Annotated in this window: 3 protein-coding genes; all 3 read right to left on the reverse strand. The window is 57.3% G+C overall.

Going from position 1 to position 3297, the window contains the following annotated elements; genetic code table 11:
* Window positions 1–71 precede the first annotated feature (71 nt).
* The gene (locus AACZ40_RS28675; RefSeq protein WP_339677055.1) at window positions 72–1352 is read right to left on the reverse strand and encodes an A24 family peptidase; all 1281 of its coding nucleotides are present in this window, start codon (window positions 1350–1352) and stop codon (window positions 72–74) included.
* A 24-nt stretch (window positions 1353–1376) separates the two neighbouring features.
* On the reverse strand, window positions 1377–1904 hold the full coding sequence (locus AACZ40_RS28680) for a shikimate kinase (protein WP_339677058.1): 528 nt from the start codon (window positions 1902–1904) through the stop codon (window positions 1377–1379).
* Between the two features lie 9 nt (window positions 1905–1913).
* The coding region (gene aroE, locus AACZ40_RS28685) for a shikimate dehydrogenase (protein ID WP_339677061.1) at window positions 1914–3297 on the reverse strand (1384 nt) is incomplete at its 5' end.

Below are 3297 nucleotides of genomic sequence, written 5' to 3' on the forward strand. Positions count from 1 at the left end.
CATGACTTATTAATTTCGAAAATAGCAATCAAAGGGAGCTTTTCTACAGAGCATTCCTGACCCCTTTTATCTTACTTGTTGCCGTTTTTCCATTGATGATAGTGCTGCGTCCCCCGCCCGGCACGGGTGTGTGCGTCTGTGTTTCGATCCCAGCGGCCCTGGGTTTCGTTGACATTTTCGCCCGACTGATAGGTCAGCTGATCGGCGGACGTCCATTCTTCGACCCATTCTTCATCGTAATACAGGGGGATGCCCAGCATCCATTTGACCATTTGTGTCGTCATCAGGCAGGCGCCCAGCAGCAGCAGCATCACAATCGCCAGGAGCGGCAGCAGCGGCCCGAGGTGGCAGATGCGTTCCATGAACGGCCAGATCTGCGGCCAGCCCAGCAGCACCAGCAGTGCGCCCAGGCTTAGATAGGGCCCGAAGGGGATTTCGCGAGACCGCTTGAAAAAGATGGACACCGCGACCACCAGCAACGCACACAGCGGCGAAATAACAAACACGGTCACCGTAGCCTGCCAGCCGAGAAAGCTGCCGATGACCGCCATCAAAATCACATCGCCGAAGCCCATCGCTTCCTGACGCAACGTCCACTGGCCAATAATGCGTACAGCCCAGACCACTCCCCCGCCGACGATCAGGCCGACCAGGCTGACGGCCAGCCCGTGCAGATGCGGATACAGGGTGACCCACTGCGGGACTTTTTCAACGACGAATGCACTGCGATACTGTTCGGGAAAATAGATGCCCAGCAGGCGCACGACCGAGGGTTCCTGAAACCAGACCGGCACCAGATACAGCAGACCAAACACAAACGAGCCGACAACGCCGATGAACATGGCGGGCAGCGTCGCGCCGTCGGGAATGATTTTGAGATCGAAGTCGATAAACGTCGCCACCATCAGCGATTCAATCAGGACCAGGTGAAAGACATATCGCAGGTTGAGCAGCATGACGGGCGTCATCCACGAGTTCACCGCCAGCGGATCGGGAGCATACAGCGAAAACAGGCCGCTCTGCTGCAGAGTCGCCTGAGCACTCAAAGGGACTTCCGCCAGATACAGGAGCACAAAGATCACGCCGTTCAACAGTTCGACCAGTGCTTCCCGCTGCGCGCGCCGGTAAGGAAATGTTGAGCTGGATGAACGTGTTAAATAAACGCCGATAATGGGAATATGATAGCGGGACCAGAGATGCCGCAGACGGCGGCCGACGCGTCTCCAGGCAGGGCCGACCCGTTCTTCACGGGGAATCTCTTCGATGCAGAGATTGACAATCCGCCCCAGGCAGGTTCCCAGCAGAAACAGCAGCACAAGCAGAAAATAAGGATTGATGCCAAACGGAGTCATAGGTGTTGAAACTTTCGTCGTGCCTTACGAGGGGGTATCGAGGGCGGAAATGATTTCCTCGACGATTTGATCTACGGATTTGTCATCGGTCTGAATCACAATGCTGGCAGCTTCCCGGTATAGGGGTTCGCGCTGCTCGAGCAGATGCTGTATTTCTTCGCGCTGGGAAGCGCGCGTCGTTAACGCGGGTCGGCGGCTGCCCGTACTGGCATCCTGATTGATCCGCTGTTCGAGCGCTTCGACACTGGCATTCAGCCAGACCACAGGTCCGGCGGTTCGCATCGCAGCGCGGGTCTCTGCATTCAGAATCGCACCACCGCCGGCAGCGATGATGAGTGACTCGCGCGAAAGCAGATCCTGCATCACGGCCCGTTCCAGCTGACGAAAGTGCGGCTCTCCCTCATCGGCGAAGATTTCCGAAATTGTTTTTCCGGCGCGGCGTTCGATTTCGTCGTCGGCGTCGATCCAGTCTGCATTCTGCCTGGCGGCCAGGGGTGCGGCGATGCTGCTCTTGCCGCTGCCCCGTAAGCCGATCAATGTGATTACCGTCATGTCATGCCCTTACAGTTTTCCAACCGCGGAAATCCCTTTTCGCAGGGTATTCCGCATGACTTCCAGCGGGGCTTCTTTGCCGGTAAACAGTTTGTACTGGGCGGCAGCCTGGCGAACGAACATTTCGATGCCCGAAACCGTCTTGCAGCCCCGCTCGCGCGCCTGTTTGAGGAGCAGCGTGTTTTCCGGATTGTAAACGGTATCGAAGACCAGCATTTCTTCCTGCATGAAATTCTGCGCGAAGGGGGTATCGTTCACATTGGGATACATGCCGACCGCGGTGCCGTTGACGAGAATGTCGTAACGACCGCTTCCCCGGTTCTCCCAGGTGCAATGATTACAGCCCAGATCTTTCGCCAGTTGCTCGCCGCGGGTCCGGCTCCGATTCGAGACGGTCAGCACGCCTCCGGCAGCCACGATGCCGGCACCAATGGCCCGCGAGACACCGCCGGCGCCCAGCAGCAGCACCTGTCTGCCATTGATCGGATCGGAAGTCGCTTTTCCCTCAGGATCGAGTCCCAGGCGGATACTGTCAAGGGCCGCCTCGTAGTCGGTATTGCGAGCCTGCCAGGCGTTTTTCTCATCTTTGAAGAGCGTGTTGGCGACTCCCATTTTTTTCGATGCTTCATCGGCTTTGTCGGCCAGTTGCAGCGCACCGGCTTTATGGGGAATCGTCACACTGTACCCCTGGACGTTGAACCATTCGAATTCCTTGAGTGTCTCTTTGAGCCGGTCTTTGGGAATCCGGAACGGCAGGTAAACCGCATCGAGTTTGTCGTGTTTGAAGGCGATATTGTGAATCAGCGGACTCAGGCTGTGCGCGATCGGATCGCCGATGACGCCGTACACGGGGGTCTCGGGACCGATTTCATCGTAGCGGTAGATGCGTGTCATTTCCGAGTAAGAGAGTTGCCCGGGTGCCAGTTCGCGTTCGCGGCTGAAAGTCGCATACGTGAAAGGCGAACCATATTTCCCGCAGAGAATGCGGCTGATCACGCCGTACTCGCCCATACAGAAACCGATGGTGGGCACCTTGGCATTGGCGACCAGTTGCAGCATGCGAACTGAATCTCCGGGTGAATTGGCCATGGTAACCAGCTTGACGATATCGGGATCCTTCTCGCACATCGAGGCATAAATCTCTTCGATGTCGTCGGGAGTCTCATCGAAATTGTGGTGACTGATGATGCGTTTGGTTTTGCCGTAGCGGGGAATGGAACCGGCGATGTCGTCTTCAATGTCGACGTATTCGACCTCGGAAACGATGGCGGTCCGCAGCAGCGCCTGCCGCTGTTCTTCCGAACGGTTCCAGCGACCTTTGTCTTCCGGGCGACGGCAGGTGATCACCACCGGCGTCGGCCTGTCCTTAATCAGTCGGGTCACATCGGGAGCG

The sequence above is a fragment of the uncultured Gimesia sp. genome (genome assembly GCF_963972345.1).
Lineage (GTDB): Bacteria > Planctomycetota > Planctomycetia > Planctomycetales > Planctomycetaceae > Gimesia.

Coding starts and splice junctions, on each gene's coding strand:
- AACZ40_RS28675 (WP_339677055.1), bottom strand. CDS start 1,352: ATGACTCCGTTTGGCATCAATCCTTATTTTCTGCTTGTGCTGCTGTTT.
- AACZ40_RS28680 (WP_339677058.1), bottom strand. CDS start 1,904: ATGACGGTAATCACATTGATCGGCTTACGGGGCAGCGGCAAGAGCAGC.